We start from the raw sequence: 26,627 nt of genomic DNA, 5'->3' as shown, positions 1-26,627 counted from the left end.
AGCCCAGGTTAATTCAGTTAGTTTTAGCCCGGATGGGCACACTCTGGTTAGTGGCAGTTCAGATCAAAGTATCAAGATTTGGCGGTGTGATGGGTGAACTAAAAGGGAAAGATGAAAATTATGGCGCGATTTGCAAACATGGAACTACAAAACTTGACTGCGTGAGAAATAAACCGATAAACGCTTAGGGAAAGTAATTGAAATGTCAGAAACAATTAATTTTGAGCAAGCAGTGTTAGAGAATCTGCGACAGTTGCCAAGGGAGAAACAACAAGAAGTGCTCGACTTTGCACAATTCCTAGTGCAAAAATCGGAACAGAAAAAGCAGTTAGCCAGCGAAAGTTCTGAGTCTAACAGTTCGTCAACAACCGCACCTACTCTCAAGCTATCACTTAGAGAAATTGCTAGCCTGCCAATAGCAGAACGCCATAAAATACTAGCACCGTATATGGCTGCTACAGCCGAAGATTTTTTGACATATCCTGAATTAACCGAGTTTTCGGTACTCGATGGCGAAGACTGGGAGACTGAGTATGACTACTAACCCAAAACGAGGAGAGGTTTGGCTGGTACAACTTGATCCAACCCGAGGACAAGAAATTCAGAAAACACGTCCTGCGGTTGTGATTAGTTCGGAAATGTTTAGTTCTATCCCCATGCGGATTATAATTCCTGTGGCTACATGGCAACCTAAATTTCAAAATCGCCCTTTCATGATTCTCATTCAGCGAACTGAAGAAAACTGTTTAGACGCAGACTCAGCAGGCAATGTTTTGCAAGTTCGGAGTGTAACTACTGAGCGATTTGTCAGATGTATCGGAAAAGTTTCTGAAACGGTTGTGCAAGAATTAGTAATAGGCTTAATTATCTGTGTTGATTATCGTCCATAAAATCAGGAATGTCGATCGCCCTCAACTCCCCAACTCCCCTCAACTCCCCTCTCCCATCCCCCAACAGCCCAACAATACTTAATAAAAACTTTATAAAACTTACCATGTTCGCATAGATTAGAGTTATCCTAGAAAATCCAGCAATCCTGCAAAGCGTCAACATTCTCGTCACTTATCCAGTGGTTCGATGACTCAAACCCAAAGCACTAAAACCGCCACCCCAACTGCAATTTATTCCTTGACAATTGCTCCCGCCTGTGTATTGCGGGGTCGATCGGCGATCGCACAAGCCGGAGATGCGATCGCCCGTTTCGGAAAGCGGCCGCTAATCGTCGGCGGCAGCAACTCCCTCGCCGCCGCCCAACCGTACCTGCAACCAATCCTCGAACAGCAGCAGTTAAAATCCGCCGAAACAGCATACGGCAAGGATTGCAGCGAAAGAAGCCTCGAAACCCTCCGCGAAGCAGCCCAAACCCATCAAGCCGACTTCATCATCGGTGTCGGCGGCGGCAAAGCCTTAGACGCAGCGAAACTCGTCGCCCATCAGTGCAAAATCCCGATCGTCACAATACCGACATCAGCAGCCACCTGTGCCGCTTGGACAGCCCTTTCTAACATTTATTCAGAACAAGGTGCATTCCAATACGATGTCACATTAGCCAGATGTCCCGACTTATTAATACTCGACTACGGCTTAATTCAAACCGCACCACAGCGGACATTAGTAGCAGGAATTGGAGATGCGATCGCCAAATGGTACGAAGCATCAGTCAGCAGCGGACACTCCGAACAAACCCTGATAATTTCCGCCGTTCAACAAGCTAGAATACTGCGCGATATATTATTCCAAAAATCAGCCGCCGCCCTCAAAGAACCCGGTAGCGAAACCTGGCAAGAAGTCACAGATGCCGCCGTATTGCTAGCAGGAGTAATCGGCGGAATTGGTGGTGCCCAATGTCGCACCGTCGCCGCCCACGCCGTCCACAACGGCCTAACTCATCTATTAGCAAGTCACGGCACATTGCACGGCGAAAAAGTTGCCTACGGCATTTTAGTACAACTGCGACTAGAAGAAATGCTGCAAAACAATCAACTCGCCGCTAGCGCCAGACAGCAACTGCTAAAATTCTACAGCGAGATTGGATTACCCCAAACTTTAGACAACCTCGGACTCGGAGACATTACCATCACAGAATTGCAGCGCGCCGCCGACATAGCCTGCAATCCCAATTCCGACATCCACCGACTGCCTTTTAAAGTTGTTCCCCAACAATTAATGGCAGCGATGGTTTCTACCACCGCACCTGTGGGAGAATTAAAGATTAAGAAGTGACATCCTCCCGACGCTCACCCTCGATCGGGTAGAGCGCGGGCTTCCCAAGATCGCTCTTGAGGTTTCCTGCTTCATCGGGGTTCCCAGGCAACCTTCCTCCACAGGCAGTATCACCGTCTGTCCAACGGCTACAAGACCTCGTTGCTCCACCACTTGCGCGGCGGCTACATCTCGGTCAGTTATATATCCACATTCATCGCAATGATGCACCCGTTCACTCAGTTCCTTTTTACCAGTATGCGCCCCACATTGAGGGCAAGTTTGACTTGTCCCATTGGGGTCAACCTTGGCAAAATAAACACCCCGCTTCCAAGCCACCCATTTGAGGATTTCCAAGAAACTACCCCAAGCAGCATCCAAGCAATGCTTTGCCAACATGCCACGACTCATCATCTTGAGGTTCAAGTCCTCAGCAAAGATCATCCCAGCCAAGTCGCAAAGCGAGTGCGCCGTCAGGAAGTGGAACTCACGCCGAACATTATGAATGTGTTCATGCAAAGCGCGAATCTTGGCTTGAACTTTCCGGTAGTTGGCAGAACCCTTTTTCTTGTTTTTCAATTTGCGTTGCAGCCATCGAAGCTTGCTTTGCAAATCCACGAAAAAGCGAGGGCGCTCTATCAATTCACCTGTCGATACAGCCAAGAACTTTTCCAATCCCAAATCAATCCCGATGGGTTCACCCTGCGGCATGATTTCAGGAACGGAAACATCGGCTTGCAGAATCAGTTGAGCATACCAGCCCGATGCTTTGAAGACTACCCGAACTTGCTTGACCTGAAACCCGTCTGGGATGAGTCGGTGCAAATTGATGGGCATCGCTCCAACTTTCGGCAATTTGATCTCAAATCCGTTGACTGGATTCGATTTGAATTGCGGAAAGACAAACGAACGATACTGACCAAACTTTTTGAATCGAGGGAATCCAAACCCTCTTTCCTGCTTGAACTTAAACGACTTATCCAGTCGTTTCAAAGCATCTTGCAAGACTTGAGAGTGAACTGCCTTCAGTTCTGGAATCAACTCTTTAGCTTTGGTCAGCGCATTCTGCTGTTTGTAGTAGTCGGGATAGGGTGTGCGTGCAGTGATGATGTATTCCTGCCGGATACTGCAAGCATTGACCGGGCATTTACGCGAATTTATCCAGTCCTTGCGCTCTGCCAGGGCGTAGTTATATACGCGACGGCATTGCTCCAACCAGTCAAGCATTTGAGCTTCTTGGTCAAGTCCTGGATAGATTCGGTAGCTGTAGGTCAAGTTCAACATACCAACATTCTAACCGATTTATGTCTCCTGTTAGAACCGATAGTGTGTCGATTGTCGGGGCATCGAACCCCTCATACGCCTTCGGCGGAGCGAAGCTCTACGACGCGGGGTGTCCATGTATCCCGACGCTGAACGGAGTACCGTGGAGCGCGCGGGACTTATAGCCCCCCGAACCTCCCATTAGTTAAAACAGTTTGTAGTAAGGACTAAAGTCCTGAAAAGGCTGTGCTAGAAAGGACGGAAGTCCTGACTACAAACCAGGAAAACTGACAACTGACACAAAATAAATGACTTTGGATTGGATTAGCCCTGCTGACAGGTTGCAAAAACTACCGCCCTACGTATTTGCCCGTCTCGACGAACTCAAAGCCCGCGCCCGCGAACAAGGACTCGATTTAATAGACTTAGGAATGGGAAACCCCGACGGTGCCACTCCTCAACCAGTAGTAGATGCCGCTGTCGCAGCCATCCAAAATTCTGCCAATCACGGCTATCCACCCTTTGAAGGAACTGCCAGTTTTCGCCGTACTATTACTAAATGGTACAGCCGTCGCTACAATGTTGAACTCGATCCAGAAAGCGAAGCATTGCCTCTGTTGGGTTCTAAAGAAGGTCTAGCACATTTTGCGATCGCCTACATCAATCCAGGGGATTTAATATTAGTACCAAGTCCCGCTTATCCCGTATTATTTCGCGGGCCAATCATCGCCGGTGCAAAAGTTCACAACATCATCCTCAAACCAGAAAACGACTGGGTAATTGACTTAGCCGACATTCCCGACAGCGTAGCCGAACAAGCCAAAATACTTTATTTCAATTATCCCAGCAATCCGACTGGAGCAACAGCACCCCGCGAATTTTACAAAGATATTGTTGCTTTCGCACACAAACATCAAATCTTGCTGGTTCACGACTTGTGTTATGCGGAATTAGCCTTTGACGGCTATCAACCGACAAGTTTATTAGAAATTCCCGGCGGTAAAGAAATCGGTGTCGAATTTCACACGATGTCCAAAACCTACAATATGGCCGGCTGGCGCGTCGGTTTTGTAGTAGGAAATAGCAAAATTATTCAAGGTTTGCGGACATTAAAAACTAACCTAGATTACGGTATATTTTCCGCTTTGCAAACAGCAGCAGAAACAGCACTGCAATTGCCGGACAGTTACTTGCACGAAGTGCAGAATCGTTACAGGACTCGCCGGGATTTCATGGTGGAAGGATTGGCAGAATTAGGGTGGAATATTCCTAAACCTCTGGCTGCAATGTATCTTTGGGTTCCCTGCACTCCGGGCATGAGTTCGACTGATTTTGCCCTGAATGTTTTGCAGCAAACTGGTGTTGTGGTGACTCCTGGCAATGCTTTCGGGCCGGGCGGCGAAGGATATGTGAGAATTAGTTTAATTGCAGATTGCGATCGACTGGGAGAAGCATTGCGGCGTTTGAAACAAGCTAATATTCGATATTAGTCATTGGGCATGGGGCATGGGGCATAGGGCATGGGAATTGGGCATTGACTTTCAAGTACAATCTTGAGGCAAGTGACTAATTAATTAAATTCAACCTATCCTCATAACCCAGCATTATCTTCTGCAAGGTGTTCTGCAACTTCTGAAATTCTGAATCACTTACAGAAAAATAAATTATTGCCTCATCGTAATCTGTATTGGAGTTGGGTCTTGAACGATCGAAACGAACAATTAAGCGTTCGCGGCTTAAAGTAACTTCTTGAATTCCTCCATATTCTCCCCAACACTGATCGTCTATCTCCCAGTAAACACATCCTAGGTTAGGAGGAGGAGCTTTTTTATAAAATTAATTTCTTTCCATAACAAAATAATGATAGTTTTCGCTATCCTCATCCTCCTCAGAAGAAAAACCGATAGAAAATGGGTCTTCAATTCCCACAAGTTGTGCAAAAAGTTCAAACACCATCATAAACTTAATCCACTTGTTTTGGTGAGCTATTTTAACCGGAACTTCCCATTCTACGCTCTTAACTTTTCTCTGAAACCATTTATAGCGGTTCTCAAGAAAGTGAAGTAAGTAGGCTGCGTCCCATGCCCTATTGGTGTCAACTTAGCATCAAACCGATAGTCCGGCAGGGGTTTAAACCCCTGCCTCAAAGCTAAAGTCCTCTCAAAGAGGACTGAAGAACTCATTAGTCCTCTTTGAGAGGACTTTAGCTATTAGACAGGGAATTCATTCCCTGGCGGACTGACGGGTGGGCGGGAGGACTGGTGGACCAAAAGCTTAAGTTGACACCAATGCTCATGCCCCATGCCCTATCCCAATTCCCAATAACTACGCTTTTTTAATTTCATTAGTAATCCAATCAAAAGTTTCCATAACTTGCTTCAGTGCCGATTCGTCTTGCAAAGTAAACAAAGCCAGACTAGGCGACCTTCTCTCACCTGGTTCTATAGGTAGCGACAGACCGATCGCACTCAGCTTACTTCTCAATTCCAGCCAATTCGGTTCCGCATTAAACGGCGGCTGGGAACCGTAATTGTTAGCAGAAATCTCCATTCTGCCAGCAATATCTACAGTGAATAACTGATAGGGTTTTCTTCCCCTTTGAGGCAATTGAGCCGCGAAACCGCCATAGGCATCCCCCGTTCCCCACTGGATCTGAACTTCGGGTTCTTGACTTTTTGCCCAAAGGTAAATTGCTTTTGCCATTTGCGCCTCGTCTGCGCCTCGTCTAGCTTTGATTTCCGCAAAAAATGAAGATTCATCCCAGCGCCTTCTTTCGCGCGTTGCGCTGGATTTTTTCTGCTGTGCTTCCGCTGTCTGACCGATCACTCTGGGAACCAGCGTTTTCAAACCGTCTTCACTTACATACTGCTTAATTTCCAGGGCGAAAACTTCAACCGGGTCCATTTGTTCGTTGAGAAATTCCACAACTCGGCGCATTTCAGCAGAAATCTCGTCAGCTACAAACACTAAGCGAACTTTACCCGCTTGCAAATTAGTTTTAACCTTCTGCCAAAATAGGTCTTCATTAGCATTTGCACCGAGAAACTCTTCAAAAATCTGTTCAGGATCGCGACCCCGATCGCGACAATTAGCTTCAAACAGAGCAATAATTGAATCGACAGGCCAGTAAACCAACGCATTAGCAGCATAGTCGATCGACTGACCCAAAACTTTTTGTCGGATATCAGCATTAGGAGTTCGCCGGACATCCACCAAAGTAGGAACTGCATTTTGGTCGAGAAACAAATGATCCAGCGACCACTGCACCGCTGTTTCCTCATCGCTGGGTGCAGCTTCCCGCGAAATTAACAGCCACCTCCGCGCCGTCACCCGATCGATTTGGTCTCCCGCGATCAAATTAGGATAAGTTACTAGCAAGTCTTGTAACTGGTCTTCCGAGTCGTAGGGCTGTTCCATCATTTCTACCAGCCTGTCGTCGTCCTGAATGAGATAAATACCTCCAGCCATGCAAGCCCACCTACTTAATTTTAGATTTTAGATTTTAGATTTTAGATTTCAGGCTTAGTTATTAATCTTCAGTCTTCAGTCCGCAGTCAATGATATCATGTCCGATCAATTAACCATAATATCCCCGTCGGGGCGGGTTTTTGAGATTGTCAATTATTGGCAGGTATTGTTGGCTCACGGGCCCCTACAAAAATCGCGGTCGCTCGATCGGACATGATATGATTTGTGAAGGCGGAAGGCATTGGTCAGAATGCAATAAAAATTTTGAATTCAATAATTTTTATTGCTTGTTAATTAAACAAAAAATTCCTTCTGACTAATGACTGATGACTAATAACTAATGACTAATGACTAATGACTAATGACTAATACAACCAGTAAATACTCGCTGTGCCGGCCCGGTCATGTAAATTCGCCCAGAAACTTCCGCCCATTCGATTTCCAAAACGCCGCCGGGGAGTTCAACCGCAGTTACCCGATCGCACTTTCCTACCAACACTCCAGCTACCACAGCAGCACAAGCACCAGTCCCACAAGCTAGAGTAACACCCGCGCCTCTTTCCCACACCCGCATTTTTACGTAGTCTGAACGTACCACTTGAATAAATTCCGTATTGGTACGCTGCGGGAAGGCTTTGTTGTGCTCGAATTGAGGCCCGACAGTTTCTAAAGCAACAGCCGAAACATCCTCTACAAAAGTAATGCAGTGAGGATTGCCCATGCTGACGCAGGTAACAGACCAAGATTTATCAGCAACTTCGATCGGCACATCAATAACTTTGGCATCCGCTGCAGCCAAAGTTGTCGGAATTTCCGCAGCCAGCAGCCGGGGCACTCCCATATCCACCTTCACCTGACCGTCCGATCGCAATTCCGGGCTAATCACACCAGCCAGAGTGTGGATGCGGTACTGAGTTTTCGCCTCTGACCCGTCCAAATCCGCGATAAACTTAGCCAAACAGCGAATTCCGTTGCCGCACATTTCCGGTTCCGAACCATCGGAGTTAAAAATCCGCATTGTATAGTCAGTGTCGTTTTGACCCGGAAGAGCAAATATCACACCGTCTGCGCCAATCCCGAAATGTCGATCGCACAAATCCACAGCTTGTTCTGGCGCGATCACCGGTTCTGACGAGTGGCGGTTGTCAATCAGAATAAAATCATTTCCCAGTCCGTGATACTTCGCAAACTCGATCGGCATAAAAACAAACCTCTTTTGGTTAAAACGGATTAGATAATTTGATGACCAAATTACCCATTTCCCAGTATTATAAAACTTTATGCAATTTATAGTCCTTTCTACTGAAATATAAACAAATATAATATTTATAACTCCACAGGGATATCTAATTAATGCTGATGTCAATGGCTCAATGAATATCGGTCGAAAACTAGCCGCCAACTTGTTTATCCCTCATCGGGTAGACGCGCTTGTAGTTGCGGCAGTAAGGGTTAAACGGTATAAACAGAAGAATATGGTTTAAGGTAATATTTGACTATATTTTTCTGAACTATGTCTGAATTTGAAACCGGATTGCCCAGCGTTCGCTTAATACAAAGCTACATCAAAGACAAACAACAGGTGGAGATCAAACTCCTTACCGGCGACTTACTAGCGGGCAGAATTTTTTGGCAGGATAATAGCTGCATTTGCCTCCTCGATCCGTCAGAAACACAAATTCTGATCTCGCGGCCAGCAATTGCTTATCTCAAACCCAACGGCTGAGAGTGGGGCATGGTGAAGGGGGCATCGGGCATCGGGCATCGGGCATGGGGCATGGGGCATGGGGCATCGGGCATCGGGCATGGGGCATGGGGCATCGGGCATCGGGCATCGGGCATGGGGCATGGGGCATCGGGCATTGTTGACTGTTCGCTGGAAAGCTCACCACAGTCAACAGTCAACAGTCAACTGCCAACCGTCAACTGCCAACTGCCAACTGCCAACTGCCAACCGTCAACTGCCAACCGTCAACTGCCCACTGCCAACTGACTAATCGCTAAACAGCTTTTCGATGACTTGGGCCTTGACCAAAGGCAGCTTTAAAGCAGGTTGCGGCACCCGCGGTGAGGCCGTCCGCTGCATCAAGCCGAGCTCGTAGAAGCCGCCGCACAGCAGCAAACGATCGCCTTCTTGCAAATTGCTCGTTCCGTCGGGCCAGCGAGTAAATTTCCCTTCCCGGCGGATCGCCCGCACCTGCACCCCGTACTGGGTCAGCAAATCTACCTCTGACAGTTTTTTGCCGGCCCAAGGGCTGTTTGCTGGTAGCCTCAGCCACTGGCAAGAACTGTCGCCCTGCGGGACTGCAACTTCGCCCTTCGCCAGCAACTCAAAACTGATGAGTTCTTCCGGTTCTCCCACTACAAAAAGTCGATCGCCCGGCTGCAAAGCTGTCTTGCCGTTAGGATAATCAATTTCCTCGCCATCTTTGCGGACGATCGCCATCACACTGACCCCTGTCAACTGCCGCAAGTTAGTTTCTTCCAGAGTCATGCTGGCGATGGGAGAACCTAACGGCAAGTTGTACCACTCGCTGTTCATATCTCGAACCGCCACTTTCAAATCCCGCGAAATCGCCAAAGGTTCGCGCGGTGGCCGCAATTCCAGATAGCGGCTGCTGCGAATTTGCTGCACATCCCGCCCGATCGCCATTGCCGAGAGCCCCATGCCAGCCAGCAAGTGGGAAGACAGTTCTAAACTGGCTTCAAACTCCGGCTGCACAACTTCCCAGGCCCCCAGTTGGTAAAGCAGTTCGATGTCTTTATCTTGGTTCGCGCACACCACAATATCCAAATCCGGGACTAATTCTAAAGCCCGCTTCAGACACAAGCGAGTGCTCATGGGATCGGGAAGGGCGATCGCCATTGCTTTTGCCCGTTCCACCCGCGCAGCTTCCAATACGTGCAAGCTGGCAGCATTCCCGTAAATGTAAGGAATTCCTTGCATTCTGCACTCTTGAATTCTACTTTCTGACTCGTCGATTACCACAACTGAACAGTTCCGGCTTTGCAGCATTTTGACTAAAATTCTACCGACTCGCCCGTAGCCGCAAACCACAACATAATTTTGTTCCGGCAAAGTTTCAGCTATTGCCACAGGTTGAGATGTTTCGTCAAAATAGCGCTGCAAAGGCCCGAAATTTTCCGCCCATTTCAATAACTGCGGCACGCTTCTCAATACAAACGGAGTTAGCACGAGGGTGACTGCTGTCGTTCCTAAAATTAACAGGTAAACGTTCCGCGAAACCAGCCCCATAGCTTGGCCGGCACTAGCGAGTACAAAGGAGAATTCTCCTATTTGAGCTAAGCCCAAACCTGCGATCAATGCTGTTTTTAGCGGATAGCCAAATAGTCGGACGATCGGCGTTATAATCAAGAATTTGCCGACAAATACTATAAATACCAGTCCCAGAATTACTTCTAGATGGTTCCACAGAAACATCGGGTCAATTAACATTCCGATGGTGACAAAAAATAAGGATGCAAAAATATCTCGCAAAGGCTCGACATAAGTTAGAGTTTGGTCGGCATATTCCACCTCCGAAATCATTAAACCCGCCACAAATGCGCCCATCTCGATCGAAAAACCCAAATATTCTGTCAGTAGCGCAATCCCTAAAGCCAAAACCACAACTCCCAGCAAAAACAGTTCCCGGCTTTCTGTTTGCGCGAGGTATCGCAGCAATTGCGGTACCATCCAAATGCCGGCGACTACAGCACCGACAGCAAATAACCCGATCCGCAGCAGGGCCCACGCTACCGTCATGCCGATCTCTTCTGCTGGCTGATTGAGTGCCGGCAAAACTGCTAGCATTAGCCCCAAAGCCAAATCTTGAACTACTAATATTCCCAGCATGACTTGACCGTGGGAAGTACCCGATTCATTGCGTTCCATCAAGCACTTGAGTACAACTGCGGTCGAGGAAAGCGACAGAATCGATCCTAAAAACACGCCTTGAGCAGGCGATTCTACCCACCCTACAGCCAAGGAAATTGCAGTAGTAATGGCGATCGTCAGCACAATTTGCAAGCCCCCCCCGCCCAAACTAATGGCTTTAACTTTCTGGAGTTCGGCGAAAGAAAATTCTACTCCCAAGGCAAATAACAGAAAGGCAACCCCGAATTCAGCCAGGGTGTCTACCTGAATTAATTCTTTAATCAGCCCCAAACCAGCCGGCCCAACGACGATCCCTCCCAGGAGATACCCGAGAATTACCGGCTGTCGCAATAGCGATGCAAAGAGTCCTCCTGCTGCGGCAGCAGCGAGAACTAGAACTAAGTCAACGATCAGTCGGAAGTCTTCTTGCACAAGTTTATGAAAAAAGTATAAAGTTATATTATAGTGTCTAATGTGTTGACTATGTTTAGTGGGTTGACTGTAGTTGGTGAGCCAGGGCAACTGCAACTATATAACCCGGTATTTTTTGAGGCTAAAGAGTTTCACTGCTCCCAAAAAGCTTAACCTCTTGCAAGTTTATCTAGGCAGTGCGGCTTTATTGGGGGTAATGTTTCACCTCCACGAGATGAGCGTGGATAGATTTAATCAGGTTACTTTTTTGATCCATTTCAGGCGGGGTGGAGTGATTTGAATTACCTTTGTGTATTGAGTGGTTTTATCATGGTGTACGTTCACAGATATGCGATCGGTAAAAAGGATTAGTTAAAATCGTTTTTATTTATGCAAGCCCTGCTTGCGGATTTACCCGATATACTGGATAATTACTCAGGCACTTTTGTGTTTTTTTATAGTAATCCCCGGTTTTGCTAACAATAAAGATTTAGGTTTTAGACAAGTAATTTTGTCGTTGCTCTTGATACCTCACAATGACAAGTCCATTCGGGATGTAGGTTGGACAAAGCTGCCGTGGCCCCTGTAAAGACTGCGCTAGAGGCGATCGAGTCCCTAACTGTAGGACACCCGTATTTGCTCGGTGACGAACTGAGCATTGGCGATTTCTACGTAATTCGGGTCTTCACTTACCTATCGCAGACCCCAGATTACGAAGCAACGATCGCGCAAACTTCAAAGCTGCGGACTTGGTGGAATAAAGTCAGTCAACTTCCCACTGTGAAGAAAGTCTGTGCTTGACATCTGTGCATTTTATAACTCAGGGGTTTACAACCATGTCGCATTTATTTGAGCCATTGGATCAACGTGGTGTTACCTTCCGAAATCGCATTGCAGTTTCTCCCATGTGTCAATATTCAAGCGTTGATGGGTTCGCGAATGATTGGCATCTGGTTCATCTCGTCAGTCGAGCCGTAGGAGGGGCAGGGCTGGTGATGACTGAAGCAGCGGCAGTCGAGCCTGAAGGACGAATTACGCCGCAAGATTTGGGAATCTGGGACGATGCTCACATTGAAATGTTGGCGCGAATCGTCGAGTTAATTCACCGCAACGGTGCGGTTGCAGGAATTCAACTTGCTCATGCAGGTCGAAAAGCCAGTACAGCGCCTCCGTGGGATGGCGGCGATGTGCTTTCGGAATCTCAAGGAGGATGGACTTCGATCGCCCCTAGCGCGATTCCATTTGAACCCGGTACCCCCGCCCCGATCTCTCTGAGTATCGAAGACATTCAGAAGCAGACGACACTCTTTGTGAACGCAGCCCAACGCGCCCTCGAAGCCGGATTTGACGTAATAGAGATTCATGCGGCTCACGGCTACCTACTGCATGAATTTATGTCTCCCTTGAGCAATCAACGGACAGATGACTATGGTGGCAGTTTTGAGCATCGCATCCGGTTTTTATGTGAAGTCGTAGAAGCGGTGCGAAATGTTTTGCCCGATCAAACACCGCTTTGGGTTCGCATCTCTGCAACCGATTGGGTTCCAAATGGTTGGGACATTGAACAAAGTATTGTACTCAGCTATAAATTAAAGTCACTTGGCGTTGATTTAATCGATTGTTCATCAGGCGCAATTGTACCGGGTGAAAAGATTCCGACGGGCGCAGGTTATCAAACTACCTTTGCCGATCGCATTCGACGCTCCGCGAACATCGCCACCGGAGCCGTTGGTATGATTACTGCACCCGCCCAGGCTGACCACATCATCCGTACAGGTCAAGCAGATATGGTATTACTTGCCAGAGAAATGCTGCGCGATCCTTATTGGCCGATGCGGGCTGCGAAGCAACTACGTCAATCCGTGCCTGCTCCAATTCAATACGATCGCGCTTGGTAATTAAGCGGATTTGCGATCGTCGGTTTTACACAAATCCACTAGGAATCACTTTTTTAGTGTTTCTGTAAACCAGTCGGTCAATAAAGGCTTTTTTGATTCTGTGATCGGCTCCTGTACAAGGCACGTTCCCATCGCCGTGACGTGATTCGATGCGAACGCTAGCGGATGCAGTCAGTCGGATAGTGCTCTTTGGCTTGTTTTAGGCGCATTTGTGGCAATTGTCACCTGAAATCACCCTCGAAGAGATGCGGAGTTTTGCGGCTGCACCGTCTTTTGATGAACTGCTGCATTAGCTTGCTTACAGGGAACTCAGCAAGGTGTGTCGGTGGGTTCGATCGCACATCCCCTCGCGATCTGTTGGCACTCCCCATCCGTTTCTCTGAGTGCATCGTTGTGTCGATCGCACCTTCCCAGGTCAAACTCAACAATATAATAAATCTAGCCACCATAATATCGGATAATTGTAAAGCAATTCACCAAGTCAAAAGCGTCACTAACCCCAGCCTAAAGGCATGGGGCTTGAAAGAGGAAGACTCACCACCTTCTTAATTTGAGACTAAAACAGTGTCTAGCCTGCGTCTTTGAGACAAACTGAATTATCTGGTGGTGGTACACCGAACGATGTTACTGGATGCCTCCCTAGTCTGTAACCTCTCGGATAGTCAGTGGCGAAGGGATATACACACACGGGCTTACCGCCACTTGTTATGCGTACAGGTAGAAAGCACTCGATCCGTAACTGTCCGGGTTAAAGGCGAATACAAAACGTCGAACGTCGTTAGTATATCCAAGGCGGTAACAAGCATTCATCGGGGGAGAATTCCTCCCCCCCCATCCAATGTAAAGCCGTCCTAAAAGGACGGGGTTTCAAACCCATATTTCTGATGAGTATTGACCAATTAAACACAGACTACGGCATAGCCGGACACCTCACCTTCGCCACCGGAAACGGTGGTTTCCCCATGATTCACATCGACAACGGTCAAGCCAAAGCCTTAATTTCTGTGTATTCCGGTCAAGTGCTCTCCTTTCAACCAGCCACCGAAACCACAGACTTGATGTTCGTCAGCGACAAAGCCTACTACGCAGAAGGGAAAGCCATCAAAGGTGGTATACCCATCTGTTGGCCCTGGTTTGGCCCAGATCCCGAAGCCTTGGGGCGTCCGAGTCATGGGTTTGTGCGGAATCGCCTCTGGAATGTGCTAGGAACCGCCACAACTCCAGACGGCGCCACCAAAGTCACTCTAGGACTCAAGGATAACGATGAAACTAGAGCAATTTGGCCCCAAGCTTTTGAACTGGCGATCGAGATTACGATCGGCACCAGCCTCACGGTAGAATTAATCACCCGCAATCTAGGCGACAAAGCATTTCCCCTCACCCAAGCTTTCCACACCTATTTCCAAGTCGGCGATATCAACCAGGTGCAGGTTTTAGGCTTAGAAAATAGCCAGTATCTTGATAAAGCGGATGGTGGTGTGGAAAAAACTCAAGTGGGTGCAGTGGTAGTAACAGGTGAAGTCGATCGCATTTATCTTGATGTCACCAACGAATTAGTCATTGACGATAGCGCCCTCAATCGTCGGATTCGCATTAAATCATCGGGTAGTAAATCCGTCGTAGTGTGGAATCCCTGGGTGACAATTTCTGCAAATATGGCCGACCTTGATGATGCAGATTATCAGCGTTTGCTCTGCGTAGAAACGACCAATGCAGCTACAGATATTGTGGAAGTTCCCTCTCATGGTGAGTTCCGCTTGCAGGCAATTTACAGCGTTGAACGCGACTAAGGAATTAGAGCTTAAGCTTAGCGGTGATGGGGCCAAAATTCCCAGTAAGCGGTTCAACATTTCAATTGGATATTTTGGGCGTTGCTCAAATCCCACCCACAAGACTGGGATTGTTTGTTTAACTATCAGCCGAGAAGTCCCTCGGTATATTTAAAGGGGAGCAATCTGAGCGCCGCGAAGTACCCCGAATAAATTACCGAGCGTGATGTCCAGAAGCGTCGGATGTCGCGGACGGAAGCCGACAATTAGACATTGCGAGTACCTTTAACTTTGATGTACTTTCTAAACATTAAATTGAAAAAATGGTACATTAAAGTAGGTCGAAAAAAGGAAGTTTCCAATGCAACTGACATACAAATACCGCCTCAAACCCACAAAAGCCCAACTAGCAACAATTGTGGCTCATCTAGAACTCTGTCGCCGACAGTATAACTACCGACTCGGCGAAAGATTTAGATGGTGGGAAGCCACGAGAACACCTATCAATGCCTGCCCCTTGATTGTTTCAATAGTCCCTATTGAGGAGATATATCAAAATATTCCCTTAACCAGGGTGCAAACTAGAGATGGCAGAAAAAAGGATGCGTCAGGCAATCCTTTGACTAGAAAAGGTGATGTTTTCTCGAATATTGAAGGCGGATATGTCCAGTGGCAAACCATACAGCTTGCTGACCTAAAAAACACCAAAAAACAATTTCCTGATTATAAGCTTTTGGACTCCCAGGTTTTGCAAGATGTCCTCAACAGAGTGGAAACTTCCTTTTCAAATTTCACCATGCCGGACAAAAATGGCAATCGTAGAGGCAAACCTAAATTTAAAGGTTTTCACCACTACAAATCTTTCACTTATCCTCAATTAGACAACTTAGATATTGCTAAGGATGAGCAAAATAGGATTTGTATTAACCTGGCAAAAATAGGTCAAGTGCCTATGGTTTTCCATCGCCCAATACCAACAGGATTTAAAGTTAAGACGGGTAGTATTATCCCAGAAGCGGATGGGTGGTATATTTCCCTAACGCTAGAAGATAAGACGGTTCCCGTAACGGTTGCAGAAATTCAACCGACGGTCGAGAATGCTGTTGGGATCGACTTGGGAATCACTAATTACATTTATCTTTCCAATGGTGAAAGAGTTGAAAATCCCAGATTTTTGAGGAAGTCGGCCCAGAAATTGGCAAGACTTCAAGCGAAGCTGGCTAGTCGGCTTAAGGGTTCTAAGCCTTGGAAAATAATCAAGGATAAGATTTCTAAACTTCACCAATTTATAGCTAGAGCTAGACTGGACTTTCAGTTTAAAACGGCACATGAGCTATTTGGCAAATGTGATGTTTTAGTTATTGAAGACTTGAGTGTCAAAAATCTGACTAGACGTGCCAAGCCCAAGACCGATATTGAGGATGGCAATTTGGTTTATTTGCCAAATGGTCAGTCAGCTAAAAGCGGATTGAATAAATCAATGCTTGATGCTGCTCATGGGCAATTCACCAGCGTCCTGAAATATGTCGCAGGGAAACTAGGTAAAAACGTTTTGTTTGTCGATCCTAAAGGAACTTCTCAACACTGTTGGAATTGCCTCAATAAAGTTCCAAAAGAATTGTCAGATCGATGGCATTCTTGCCAATGTGGAGAATCTTTGGATCGAGATGAAAATTCAGCCAAACTTATAAAGAAGATTGGTCTAAGTTACGAAAGTGGCGGGGGAACTCCGTCACTCAAAAAAGCCTTTAAAAAAAAGGAAAAAGAAGCCTGCGGTCTAACGGTACTCCGTTGACCGTCAGGTTCGTTCACATACAACTTAAATGCCGATTAGCTGATTGAATTGAAAAACTCTGTCACCCTAATGACTAATAATACCAAATCCCAAATTTCTCCCCTGTTTATTTGTTAGTCCGCGAAAGACGATCGGGTAACGCTCAGTCCAACGGGCCGCAGAGGAAAGTTTGTATAATCGGTTTCAACCGCCGACTCCGATCTTTTTACTTACCATCAATTATTATGCAAAACTTCAACTGGACAAAACTTCAAAATGGCTCAGACATTCGCGGTATCGCTCTCGAAGGCGTTCCCAATGAAAAAGTCAACCTCACCCCCGAAATTGCGACAATCTTAGGTAAATCCTTTGTCAGTTGGCTGGTGCAAAAAGTCCAGAAACCAGCCGCAGAATTAACGATCGCGATCGGGCGTGACAGTCGCCTATCAGGGCCAACCTTAATGCAAGCAGTCATGGAGGGAATCGCCTCAGTTGGTGCAACCGTGTACGACTTTGAAATGGCCTCAACCCCCGCCATGTTTATGAGTACCATTACCCCTGGTTTTGATTGCGACGGCGCGATTATGCTCACTGCTAGCCATTTGCCCTTTAATCGAAACGGCTTAAAGTTTTTCACCGCCCAAGGTGGCTTACAAAAACCGGATATTACAAATATCTTAGCACTAGCGCAAAGCAATAACTTCCAGCCAGCCGCCTCGCCCGGTAACATTACAAAGCATGATTTCATCTCTGTTTATGCTAACCAATTTGTCAAAAATATCCGGGAAGCCGTCAATCATCCAGATAATTTTGAGCAACCACTAACAGGATTAAAAATTGTTGTGGATGCGGGCAATGGTGCTGGCGGTTTTTATGTTGATAAAGTCTTAAAACCTTTAGGTGCAGACACCACGGGCAGTCAGTTTTTAGAACCCGATGGTACTTTCCCCAATCATGTGCCAAATCCCGAAGATAAACAGGCAATGCAGTCAATTTGTCAAGCGGTAATTGAACATCAAGCTGATTTTGGGATTATTTTTGATACGGATGTCGATCGCAGTGCGGCAGTCGATCAAGTTGGCAAGGAACTCAATCGCAATCGCTTAATTGCCTTGATTTCTGCGATCGTATTAAAAGAACACCCAGGCTCTACTATTGTCACCGATTCTATCACCTCCGATGGCTTGACACAATTCATCGAACAGGATCTAAAAGGGATTCACCATCGCTTTAAACGCGGCTACAAAAATGTGATTGACGAGTCGATTCGCCTCAATGAAGCCGGACAGGAATCATGGCTGGCGATTGAAACCTCTGGACATGGAGCTTTGAAAGAAAATTACTTTCTGGATGATGGCGCTTATTTGGTCAGCAAATTATTGATTGAATTGGCTAAGTCAAAGCTAGCAAACCAATCTTTGCCAGATTTAATTGCGAATTTAAAAGAACCCGAAGAAAGTGCAGAATTTCGGATTAAACTTGGTGTAGATGATTTCAAGGCTCACGGCGAGAGCGTTATTGAGCAACTGCAACAATTTGTCTCAACGCAACCTGACTGGAAAATAGTTCCCAATAACTACGAAGGTCTGCGAATTTCCTGTACCTCACCTAGCGAATCCGGCTGGTTTCTGTTACGCTTATCACTCCACGATCCGGTGATGCCTTTGAATGTTGAGTCTAATGTTAAGGGTGGTGTTGCTCACATAGTGGCTCGGCTTTTAACTTTTTTCCAAACCACAGAATCCCTTGATTTTTCGGCACTATCGATCTAAGTTTTACTCGTGTCAGACTATTACTAAACCAAACCCAAGGAGTAATTTAATTATGTGGCGTTTAACCATAAAATGTTCTGCTGCAAGCTGGGATACTCATTCCAAAGCTTTCAAAGCCATTGCTGCCAAATATCCTGCCACACCTCTTTCTTCCAAAAAGATGAAAGGCGACGGTCAACGCATCATGGAATATCAGCTTGAGAATGTCAACGATGTAGAGGAATTTATGGAAGAATGCTTGACCTTAGATGGTTTCACCGCTGCCTTTGAATCCCTATAATTCTAGGTGATAGATTATAGCAATTCTCAATTTTTATCTCATACAATTTTAGATGTGAGATTTTAAAGTTGGGAATTAATACTATTTTGCACAAAACAGGCTACAATAACTAGAGAATTTGAGGAACGTTCTTGGCAAATAAACTGCCAAGAAAGAATTGATTTAACAGCAGAGGAATTAAAAATGATGTTGTTGTAGCGCCGTGAACTATAACTAATAGCAATAGTTAAAAGTTATGTAACAGTAGCTAAGCTGTTACACATTTAAACCAATAACGATAGAGGTAGGGTGCGTCAGCTAGAACACTGGCGGGATATGGGAAATACTTATGTACGCTCCGCACCCTACTATCCTCTTTTAAATGCCCAACAGCTTAGGACTGATAAAATATAATCCCATCCGCTTAGACATGAAGACTTACTAAAATCCTCGACATTTCTGGAGAAATCCCGAAATAGCTAAGTAAGTCCAGGCTTTCGTTATTAGGGAGCGTTAAAGTTCATACCTTGGAGTACGTGCCAGCCCCAAGCACTATAACTCCGCAGTTAAACAGGCAAGGATTTGTAAAGCCAGTGCTGTGGAGAAAGTACCGCCTAATAACTATGCCGAGGCAACCTTTACTAATTAGGAATAGACGCAACCATGTCTAAAACCCCCAATCAAGTATTCGTACTTGACGCTGACAAAAAACCTCTAACTCCGTGCCTGCCAGTGATAGCTAGAAAGCTATTGAATGCAGGCAAAGCAAAGGTTTTTAAACTGTACCCGTTTACAATTATTCTGGGAAAATCGGTCAACGATCTACCAGAACCAATTGAAATCCGCATCGACCCTGGTAGCAAGACTACTGGCATAGCTTTGGTTCAGGGAACCCAGGTCATTTGGGGCGCCCAAGTCACCCATCGGGGTCAAGCTATCAAGTCTCGACTTGAAACCCGTCGGGGCGTCCGGCGCAGCCGCGGTAACCGCAAAACTCGTTATCGAAAAGCGAGATTCTTGAATCGTACTCGCCCGAAAGGCTGGTTGCCTCCGAGCTTGCAGCACCGAGTGTTAACGACTATGACATGGGTTTCTCGCCTTCGCAAGCTAGCACCCATCCAATCAATTGCTTTCGAGTTAGTAAGTTTTGACACTCAAAAAATGCAAAATCCAGAGATTTCCGGCGTTGAATATCAGCAAGGGGAATTACAAGGTTACGAGGTTAGACAGTACCTACTCGAAAAGTGGAATCGGGAGTGTGCTTACTGTGGTAGTGAAAATTTACCGCTGCAAGTCGAGCATATTAACCCACGCGCCAAGGGCGGCAGCAATCGCGTTTCCAACCTTTGCTTAGCTTGCGAAAAATGCAACCTCAAAAAGGGGACTCAAGATATTAAGGATTTTCTTAAGAAAAAGCCCGAAGTTCTTAAGAAAATAATGAGTCAAGCTAAAGCACCATTGAAGGACGCAGCAGCGGTTAACGCAACCAAGTCCGCTTTGTTCCAAGCTCTGAAGGCTACAGCGATTGAACCTATTTATGTAGGACGCGGTTCTTTGACGAAGTTCAATCGGACTAATTTGAAGTTCCCAAAGGCTCATTGGATCGATGCTGCCTGTTGTGGAGATGTAAGTCAAGGTTTGACTTTAACTATCAATCAACCGTTGCTAATTAAGGCGATGGGCTGGGGAAGTCGTCAAGTCGTGCAGACTGACAAATATGGGTTTCCGCGTTCGGGGTATAAACCAAAGAAAAAGGTCGCAGGCTGGAATACTGGAGACATTGTTTCGGTAATTGGTGGAAAACATCAAGGGGTTAAATGCAAAAGAATTAAAACCACTAGGTTCAAAGGTAATTTTGATATTCGGGTAAACGATAGCGTGATTAGCGTTTCTCGGAATCAACTTAAGCCTGTTCATCGCAGCGATGGATATAACTACTCGTTTGCCGGAGATTGTCGTGAAATGTCCAAGAAGACAGTTAGAGTGTTTATGTTGAAACTTCGGTTCTCCTAGATTTGTAGTGGAAACGGTAGTGTGAGCATCTGGCTGAAGCAGGCTTTCCTCCCCGCACTACAGGAATTTTTATTGCGGATTGCTAGAGTTAGTCTAGATAGTTAAAAATATATCAGCGAGAGAAAGGTTAAGGACTGCTAGTGATGGTAATGAGTGTGAATCGAGACAACTGCGGGCTAAGTGCGGAAATAATTACAGGTCTGATTTTGCGGTGGCAGCAGTTGAAAGTAAACAAGCTAACCGCCAGTTCGATCGGGGGAATTGTTGCTGGCTTTCTGAGTTTTGCCCTGCCGGTGCAAGCTTTGCAGGTAGTTGTGACGCCGACAAATCCCCAACTGGGAGATACGCTGTCAGTAATGATTCAGGTTGACGGTAACGGCGGGGAAACTCCAACAGTTTCTCTACAGCAAAAAAACTACCCCGCGTTTCCCATCGGCAACGGTCGCTTTCGGGCCCTGCTACCGACGACGCCGCTAGAGAAACCCGGTGCCCGCCTTCTTCAAGTCGCAGGTGATGGACAAGTGCAGAAGTTGAGCGTGCAAGTGCGCGATCGAAATTTTCCCACTCAATCCATCTGGCTACCGCCTGGGAAAGACAGCGAAGGTACAGACGCGGAGTTCGATCGCGTAGACGCATTTAAAGCACTCGTGACACCCGAAAAATTTTGGGACGGCAAATTGTTGCGCCCCAACTCCGGCGAAATTACCACTATTTACGGAGTTCGGCGATACTATAATGGGGTATTTGCTCAAGACTACTACCACCGCGGCGTCGATTACGCGGGTGCTTACGGTTCTCCTGTAGTCGCACCAGCAGCAGGTCGGGTATCTCTAGTGGGACGCGAATCCCAAGGGTTCAAAATCCACGGGAACGTCGTTGGTATCGACCACGGTCAAGGGCTAGCAAGCATTTTGATGCACCTCAGCCGGATTGATGTCCAGGAAGGCGATTTCGTGAAAGCCGGTCAAGTAATTGGTACTCTGGGGTCAACGGGGGCTTCGACAGGCCCTCACCTGCACTGGGGACTTTACGTGCACGGGCAGTCGGTCGATCCTGTACCTTGGCGGCTTCAGGGAGTTGAGTAGGAGTTTTTACAGGTTTTGATGAATAAAGCCGTCAATTATGGGGTAAGTTTGTGGCTGGGGTGTGCAGATAACTGTGATGGGTTATCAGTATTGAGTTAGGATTTGTATAAAATTTCTCAACTCAACTCTCAAAACTCGAATCTCAAGACGCTAACAATCGCGTCTTCACAAAACTTTATTGATGATGCCGTTGAGTGGGAAGCATATATGAGTATTGAAAAAATTGTTGAACAGGCTTTGCAGGATGGCTATTTAACGCCGTCTATGGAAGCTGAGGTGGGACGGATCTGTAATACGGCTTCGGAATTGTCGATCGAAGAGTACATGGCTCTCGATCGTCTGATGGGCTCTTTGTTGACTGGCGAAGTTGTGGTTCTGCCACGCAAACAGTTTATCAACGTGATGGAAGAGTTGGTACTCAGCGATGCGATCGCTAGGGTAGCGGAAATTGAGGCGACGAGCGACCTTAGTCTCGATGTGGGAGATATTGCAGCTTATGCTTTAAATAGGCTGCCACCTCTTTACGCTACGACGGAAGAGGGAGCTCACTTTCAAAGGGCTAGGGCTAAAGAGCAACTTCACGATTTGATTTCCAAAGAAGTCAACGCAGCGATCGCCCGCAACTTGGATCGGCCCGACACCCCAAACCCCACAGCTTTGGGCAAGTCTTCGGGAAACGAAGTTCTTTCACAGCTAAGCACTTGGCTGCAAGCTAACGCCACTAATTTTGAGCCGCAGCCTTAGTACCAGCCCAACAGCTCTATTTTAGTTAAGTTGATCCCGCTCTATTGAGAAAGCGGGATTTTTAGTTTCCGCAGCCCCCAAGATTCATCTGATATCAATTCCGGTTGCACCGTCCGTGATTGTTGACTGTTGACTGTTGACTGTTGACCAAGAATTTCAAAGGTGGTACCCGCCACGTGATTTATCCGTGGAATCAATCCAAAATCCAAAATCCAAAATCCAAAATCCTCAAGCCCCCGCATTTATCCGTGGGGTCAATCTAAAATCTAAAATCTAAAATCTAAAATCGATTGACGGGCGGGTGGAAAAAATGAATGGTTGAGTGTTAACTGTTGACTCGATTTTATTATTTTGATGCAACCGGAAACGATATGAAGGCAGAAGCCAGAAGGCAGAAGCCAGAATTCAAGAACAAAAAATTAAAATTTAAGAGTTTTCTTTATTTGTTACTTCAAATAAAAAATTCTCCCTTCCTTCTTCCTTCTTCCTTCTTCCTTCTTCCTCCTTCCTTCTTCCTTCTTCCTTCTTCCTTCTTCCTTCCTTCAAACGATTAATTGCTGCTGTCAGAAGAGTCAGCCGAAGGGCCGACGGTAACTTTTGTCTCTCGTTTTTCGCGTTTTTTCCGTTCCGCTTGGATGACATCTTGAAGCACTATTCGCGCTTGAGCCATTTTTTCCAAATTGCTGCGGTACAAATCTAAATCTTTGCTAACTTTCTCTTCTGGGAGGTGCAAGGCCGCACTGACTTTGGCGATCGCGTCGTTTCGCGTTTCTTGGTCTTTTACTAAGTTAGCGTCAGCTTTTTCTAATAGCGAGAACAAACCGATCGCGAACAAGCGGCTGTACTTAAATTGAGGGTTGCTGGCGATCGCCCCTAAAGACGCTTGCAAATCCGCTGTATCTTCAAAGCTAGTCGAGCGATCGATCCACGAGAGTAACTCTTGCCCGGAAAGTCTATCCGCCAAGCTTTCCAATCGCTGAGCGTCTTGCTTGTAGCGCTCTGGATCGTCTTCTAGGGACTTGCACAAAGCGTTAAAAATCGAAACTCTGTCTGCTTCTGGGGCGTACCCAAGCATGAATCGATCGAAAGCTGTCACTACACCCAAAGCATAAATCGGGTCGTATTGAAAATCGGCATTCGCCGAAAGCAAGTGCATTTCTACCATCAACTCTTCCACCACTCGACGGTAAATTGAGTTGATCGGTCGAGTGTGAATCGTATAGAAACTTCGCTTAGTATCTGAAACAGTACGGTTATTGTTCACCTGAGTCTTATAGATAAATAATTTTGCCGTAGCGGGCGTGCCAGCGCGGCGTGAGTAAAGTCGGGGAGTCAATTCTGCGACCGATCTGACAAAAAGTGCCAGTTTTTTAAGCGTTGCCGCCGGATTGCGAGACAAAATTTTATCAAAAAAATTTTACGCCCGATCGGCAGCAACCATTAATATGTCGCAATAGGAGGGAAAAACCCCAGTATCTTTACAATCATAGCTCTTCTGGGATCGCTCATAACTCTAATCTTCTGACTTGCCCAGCCCAGCTCTCGCAAGACATATCACAATTAAGTTTTTTTGTCAAGTCCTAATCGTGAAAAATCCAACAAACATGACAATTTCTCCTGAATTAAGAGCTTTAGCCCAGTACATGGCGGGCGAATTTGACAACCGGGAACAAGCGCTAGCAGAGCCGGCGTGGTACGTCCACCTTCGTATGTGGCAAAGACCCCTGCCAGTTGCTTTATTTTCCGAACCCAGCATTGCCCTGTTTGCCGAACAAGCCAACATTCTGGAATTAGACAAGCCATACCGCCCCCGCATCGTGCAACTGAGGCACTCACAGATAGCGCCAGGACTGATTGAAGCTCAGTATTATATGTTCAAGGATATCGCAGCCGTCAAAGGAGCCGGGTGCAACCCCGACTTGCTTGGAAAGCTAACGAACGAGCAAATCCAACTCCTCCCCGGCTGCACCCTCTCGGTTGCGGTGCAAAATTTAGCCTCAAACGGCTATCGCTTTCGGGCATCATTGCCGGAGGGCACTCGCTGCGGCTTTGCCTACGGGGGGCAAAATTACCAAGTAGACTTGGGATTTGAAGCCGCAGGCGAGGAGTTTCTCAGCTACGACAAAGGAATAAGCCCCACGACAGGCAAGGCTATCTGGGGAGCATTAATGGGCCCTTTTAGATTTGTCAAGCGTCAGGATTTTGCTTCTGAGATATTGGGTTGAACCAAAAAGCAACAAGAAATAAGGAAGTCTGAGATATTGCGTTGAACCAAAAAGCAACAAGAAAGAAAGATTTAGTTATCTAGGAGAGAAGGCAAGACTTTACCTTGACCTATTCTTCTGCTTCAGTGTTTTGGTGAACGTCTCAACCTTTCAAGAAAGTAAGAAGGCAGAAGGAAGCCGGCAAAAATTTACCTGCTTCCTGTTCTTCTGCTGGGTTTCTGCGCGCTTCTGAGTCTCAAGCTTAAATTACCCGCGACACTGCAACCGATGCCAGCAGGAGCGCTCAACTTGCGCGCGGCACCCCCTCTAGAGCTTCTTCTTCCGTTTCAAAGATTTCAAACACAGAATCCATCATGGTGACTTCAAACACCAGTTTGGCTTCTGGATGAACATTGCAAATGCGGAAACTTCCCTTAACTTTATCCGCATCCCGCATACCTGCTACAAGTGAGGTCAGGCCAGAACTATCGATAAAGTTAACCTGACCAAGATTCACTACGACATGGCGGCTGAGTTTGGAAATACACTCTTGCAACTTGAGGCGGAATTGCCAAGCTGTAGTGATGTCCAACCGTCCTGTCGGTGCTAAGACGATAACTGTTGTACCGTCTTGAAGCGTGTGGGTTTTTTGATCAATATGAATCACTGACCCTTCCCTCAAATTTATTATCTATCGCGGTGGTTACTGTCCCAGTAGTTTAACTCAGGTCGGTGACTGCTGAGGTATCCAATTCGCCCAATCTTGCGGTTTTAAGAACTTGGAGTAGAGTTCGGCTTCGGGAGAGTTGGGTTCTGGCTCATAGCAGTATTCCCAGCGTACCAAAGGCGGCAGGGACATGAGAATCGATTCGGTGCGTCCGTTGGTTTGCAAGCCAAAGGTCGTGCCTCGATCGTACACTAAGTTAAATTCAACGTAACGGCCACGGCGGTAAAGTTGGAAATTACGCTCGCGCTCGCCGTATTCTTTCGATCGGTGCTTTTCAACAATTGGGGTGTAAGCTGGCAAAAATGCCCGGCCGCAGTCCTGTACAAAGGCGAACAGCGACTCCCAAGTCCTAGGTTCCGGCACGCCAATGTTGTTGCTGCACTCAGCGGCCTTGCCTTTGACATGATGGTCGCGGTAAAGCGCGCCTTGAGCGCTTTGGTAGTCAAAAAACAGGCCGCCCACCCCGCGGGTTTCTTGGCGGTGGGGGAGGTAGAAATATTCGTCGCACCAAAGTTTAAATGTCGGATAATATCCGGGATGGTGGCGATCGCAAGCTGCTTTCAGAGTTTTGTGGAAATGAGCTGCATCCTCAGCCAACGGGTAATAAGGAGTCAAATCCACACCGCCACCAAACCACCAAATCGGGCCGGCCTCAAAATAGCGGTAATTTAGGTGAACCGTAGGCAAGTAGGGATTGCGGGGGTGCAGCACCATCGAAGTGCCCGTTGCATAGAAATCGTGACCTGCTGCTTCTGGGTGCTTTGCCAGAATCAAAGCCGGCAAACTTTCGCCCCACACTTGGGAAAAATTGACTCCCCCTTGTTCAAACACATCGCCTTCGCGCATGACGCGAGAACGTCCGCCGCCACCTTCGGATCGTTCCCAAGAGTCCTCCTTAAATTTGCCAACGCCATCGAGCTGTTCGAGGGATTGACAAATCTCGTCTTGTAGGGTTTTCATAAATTGGCTGACTCTAGCTCTAGAGTCAGCGGGCGGCAAAAACGGGGAAGTGGCGGTTTTAAGTGTTGTAGAAACTGTCATAAAATTTTCTGTTGTCAGATTTGAGTTTTAGATGGGCGATGAATCCCAAATCCAGTCGTCATGTAATTATGCCACCGCAGGTCTGCAAATGATCGCTATGAAGTTACATTAAAAAATAGC

General features: G+C 46.8%; 24 protein-coding genes. 17 read left to right on the top strand and 7 right to left on the bottom strand.

Translation table 11 applies throughout. The features are described from left to right. The 4 genes from QUB04_RS32510 to QUB04_RS12660 form a co-directional block, all read left to right on the top strand. On the top strand, positions 1-97 hold a 97-nt coding region (locus QUB04_RS32510; RefSeq protein WP_445301049.1), incomplete at its 5' end, for a hypothetical protein. A 105-nt stretch (positions 98-202) separates the two neighbouring features. After that, positions 203-544 (top strand): DUF2281 domain-containing protein, encoded by a 342-nt coding sequence (locus QUB04_RS12670; protein WP_333284643.1) that lies wholly within the window; start codon positions 203-205, stop codon positions 542-544. Then, positions 534-890: a type II toxin-antitoxin system PemK/MazF family toxin gene (locus QUB04_RS12665; RefSeq protein ID WP_333284641.1), complete on the top strand. Its 357-nt coding sequence runs from the start codon at positions 534-536 to the stop codon at positions 888-890. The genes QUB04_RS12670 and QUB04_RS12665 overlap by 11 nt, the downstream gene beginning before the upstream one ends. A 187-nt stretch (positions 891-1,077) precedes the next feature. Then, positions 1,078-2,223, top strand: coding sequence for an iron-containing alcohol dehydrogenase family protein (locus tag QUB04_RS12660; protein ID WP_333284639.1), 1,146 nt, complete (start codon positions 1,078-1,080; stop codon positions 2,221-2,223). Here the strand turns inward: QUB04_RS12660 and QUB04_RS12655 are convergent. Beyond that, positions 2,206-3,429 carry an RNA-guided endonuclease InsQ/TnpB family protein gene (locus QUB04_RS12655; RefSeq protein ID WP_445301048.1) on the bottom strand — a complete coding sequence of 408 codons (1,224 nt, stop codon included), beginning with the start codon at positions 3,427-3,429 and terminating at the stop codon, positions 2,206-2,208. The two genes, QUB04_RS12660 and QUB04_RS12655, sit on opposite strands and share 18 nt — an antisense overlap. 344 nt (positions 3,430-3,773) lie before the next feature. On the opposite strand from QUB04_RS12655, the gene QUB04_RS12650 reads away from it, so the two are divergent. Beyond that, positions 3,774-4,955, top strand: coding sequence for an aspartate aminotransferase (locus QUB04_RS12650; protein ID WP_333284635.1), 1,182 nt, complete (start codon positions 3,774-3,776; stop codon positions 4,953-4,955). A gap of 835 nt (positions 4,956-5,790) precedes the next feature. Here QUB04_RS12650 and QUB04_RS12645 read toward each other — a convergent pair. Then, entirely contained in the window at positions 5,791-6,933 is a 1,143-nt protein-coding gene (locus QUB04_RS12645) for a hypothetical protein (RefSeq protein WP_333284634.1), read from the bottom strand. Positions 6,934-7,291: 358 nt separating this feature from the next. Further along, complete coding sequence (gene dapF / locus QUB04_RS12640) at positions 7,292-8,134, bottom strand: diaminopimelate epimerase (RefSeq protein ID WP_333284632.1); 843 nt, start codon at positions 8,132-8,134, stop codon at positions 7,292-7,294. A gap of 312 nt (positions 8,135-8,446) precedes the next feature. Here dapF and QUB04_RS12635 point away from each other — a divergent pair, with 312 nt between their 5' ends. Together QUB04_RS12635 and QUB04_RS12630 are read left to right on the top strand one after the other, a co-directional pair. After that, positions 8,447-8,659, top strand: a complete 213-nt coding sequence (locus QUB04_RS12635) for an Hfq-related RNA-binding protein (protein ID WP_333097600.1) — start codon at positions 8,447-8,449, stop codon at positions 8,657-8,659. Positions 8,660-8,668: 9 nt separating this feature from the next. Next, positions 8,669-8,926 (top strand): hypothetical protein, encoded by a 258-nt coding sequence (locus tag QUB04_RS12630; protein WP_333284629.1) that lies wholly within the window; start codon positions 8,669-8,671, stop codon positions 8,924-8,926. Here the strand turns inward: QUB04_RS12630 and QUB04_RS12625 are convergent, their stop codons facing one another. Continuing rightward, positions 8,927-11,242, bottom strand: coding sequence for a cation:proton antiporter domain-containing protein (locus tag QUB04_RS12625; RefSeq protein ID WP_333284627.1), 2,316 nt, complete (start codon positions 11,240-11,242; stop codon positions 8,927-8,929). A 555-nt stretch (positions 11,243-11,797) separates the two neighbouring features. Between QUB04_RS12625 and QUB04_RS12620 the strand changes: the two genes are divergently transcribed. The 9 genes from QUB04_RS12620 to QUB04_RS12580 all read left to right on the top strand — a co-directional run bounded on the left by QUB04_RS12620 (position 11,798) and on the right by QUB04_RS12580 (position 22,535). Next, the gene (locus tag QUB04_RS12620; protein WP_333284625.1) at positions 11,798-12,022 is read left to right on the top strand and encodes a glutathione S-transferase domain-containing protein; all 225 of its coding nucleotides are present in this window, start codon (positions 11,798-11,800) and stop codon (positions 12,020-12,022) included. A gap of 35 nt (positions 12,023-12,057) precedes the next feature. Then, a complete protein-coding gene (locus tag QUB04_RS12615) occupies positions 12,058-13,119 on the top strand; it encodes an NADH:flavin oxidoreductase/NADH oxidase (RefSeq protein ID WP_333284623.1) in 1,062 nt (353 codons plus the stop codon). A gap of 884 nt (positions 13,120-14,003) precedes the next feature. After that, on the top strand, positions 14,004-14,909 hold the full coding sequence (locus QUB04_RS12610) for a D-hexose-6-phosphate mutarotase (RefSeq protein WP_333284621.1): 906 nt from the start codon (positions 14,004-14,006) through the stop codon (positions 14,907-14,909). 340 nt (positions 14,910-15,249) lie between these two features. Next, positions 15,250-16,683, top strand: a complete 1,434-nt coding sequence (locus QUB04_RS12605; protein WP_333284619.1) for a transposase — start codon at positions 15,250-15,252, stop codon at positions 16,681-16,683. Between the two features lie 224 nt (positions 16,684-16,907). Next, entirely contained in the window at positions 16,908-18,434 is a 1,527-nt protein-coding gene (locus QUB04_RS12600; RefSeq protein WP_333284617.1) for a phosphomannomutase/phosphoglucomutase, read from the top strand. A gap of 52 nt (positions 18,435-18,486) precedes the next feature. After that, positions 18,487-18,714 (top strand): hypothetical protein, encoded by a 228-nt coding sequence (locus QUB04_RS12595; protein ID WP_333284615.1) that lies wholly within the window; start codon positions 18,487-18,489, stop codon positions 18,712-18,714. Positions 18,715-19,356: 642 nt separating this feature from the next. Then, positions 19,357-20,706, top strand: a complete 1,350-nt coding sequence (gene iscB, locus QUB04_RS12590) for an RNA-guided endonuclease IscB (protein ID WP_333284613.1) — start codon at positions 19,357-19,359, stop codon at positions 20,704-20,706. Between the two features lie 143 nt (positions 20,707-20,849). Beyond that, a complete protein-coding gene (locus QUB04_RS12585; protein WP_333284717.1) occupies positions 20,850-21,791 on the top strand; it encodes a M23 family metallopeptidase in 942 nt (313 codons plus the stop codon). A gap of 207 nt (positions 21,792-21,998) precedes the next feature. After that, entirely contained in the window at positions 21,999-22,535 is a 537-nt protein-coding gene (locus QUB04_RS12580; protein WP_006631395.1) for a late competence development ComFB family protein, read from the top strand. Between the two features lie 550 nt (positions 22,536-23,085). On the opposite strand, the gene psb29 is transcribed toward QUB04_RS12580, so the two are convergent. After that, entirely contained in the window at positions 23,086-23,799 is a 714-nt protein-coding gene (gene psb29, locus QUB04_RS12575; protein ID WP_333284715.1) for a photosystem II biogenesis protein Psp29, read from the bottom strand. 340 nt (positions 23,800-24,139) lie between these two features. Here psb29 and QUB04_RS12570 point away from each other — a divergent pair, with 340 nt between their 5' ends. Continuing rightward, positions 24,140-24,760 (top strand): chromophore lyase CpcT/CpeT, encoded by a 621-nt coding sequence (locus QUB04_RS12570; protein ID WP_333284713.1) that lies wholly within the window; start codon positions 24,140-24,142, stop codon positions 24,758-24,760. Positions 24,761-25,043: 283 nt separating this feature from the next. Here QUB04_RS12570 and QUB04_RS12565 read toward each other — a convergent pair whose 3' ends face one another. Both QUB04_RS12565 and hemF read right to left on the bottom strand, forming a co-directional pair. After that, on the bottom strand, positions 25,044-25,406 hold the full coding sequence (locus tag QUB04_RS12565; protein ID WP_006631392.1) for an STAS domain-containing protein: 363 nt from the start codon (positions 25,404-25,406) through the stop codon (positions 25,044-25,046). Positions 25,407-25,463: 57 nt separating this feature from the next. Continuing rightward, positions 25,464-26,507, bottom strand: a complete 1,044-nt coding sequence (gene hemF / locus QUB04_RS12560; RefSeq protein WP_333284610.1) for an oxygen-dependent coproporphyrinogen oxidase — start codon at positions 26,505-26,507, stop codon at positions 25,464-25,466. Positions 26,508-26,627: the final 120 nt, after the last annotated feature.

Origin of the sequence: Microcoleus sp. D2_18a_B4, assembly GCF_036702475.1 — a bacterium.
Taxonomy (GTDB): Bacteria; Cyanobacteriota; Cyanobacteriia; order Cyanobacteriales; family Microcoleaceae; genus Microcoleus.
Note: the sequence above shows the minus strand (reverse complement) of the source record. Positions and strands in the feature narration are given on the sequence as shown.